The organism is Erwinia sp. V71 (assembly GCF_965644245.1).
In the GTDB taxonomy this organism is placed as follows: domain Bacteria; phylum Pseudomonadota; class Gammaproteobacteria; order Enterobacterales; family Enterobacteriaceae; genus Erwinia.
The window spans coordinates 1-559 of the sequence record NZ_CBFFRK010000284.1 but is presented as its reverse complement, the minus strand read 5'-3'; the positions used below and the strand labels follow the sequence as shown (position 1 = coordinate 559).

The window sequence follows — 559 nt, the reverse complement described above, 5'->3', positions numbered from 1 at the left end:
ACTTTTAATGTGACTTTTTTGATTTGTTTTTAAATTTATTAATGTCTACCACATTAATATCATCCGGTATTGGTTTGTTTTTAAGGATATTTTCCAAAATATTCATGTCTGTATCAGAAATGTTATCAGTAGAGTCAAAACTTAATCTGGTAGCTGATATAACCCGCTCGATGAGTCTCATTGCTTTTACAAAAGACAGCTTATTATACTGAACCAGCCAGAGTAATAACATTTTTTCCTGAGCTTTAAGATCGTATTTTTCGCCTTTAATGCAACGCCATTCGTCATTGAGTCTTAAATCAAAATGAAGTGCCATTTCTTCATCTTCGGGAAACGCACCAACTTTATCATATGTATACTGAAATTTATAACTTACCTGAGAAATATGTGCCATGACGCTGAGATCCGTTTGTTGGTAAAAACGAATTTCTTTGTGTTGTTTGAAATACCTGTCTATGGATTTTTCCATAGCAACAGTAGTAAACAGTGAATAATCAGCGCCCAGCCATTCCATACCGTTGACCAGTCGGGTATTAAGACGTTCTACAAACCCCTGAAC

Annotated in this window: 1 protein-coding gene; it reads right to left on the bottom strand. The window is 34.9% G+C overall.

Annotation, left to right across the window (positions count from 1 at the left end; all coding sequences use genetic code 11):
- Positions 1-4: 4 nt before the first annotated feature.
- A partial coding sequence (locus tag ACSZO1_RS22685) for a hypothetical protein (protein WP_437616665.1) occupies positions 5-559 on the bottom strand: 555 nt, incomplete at its 5' end.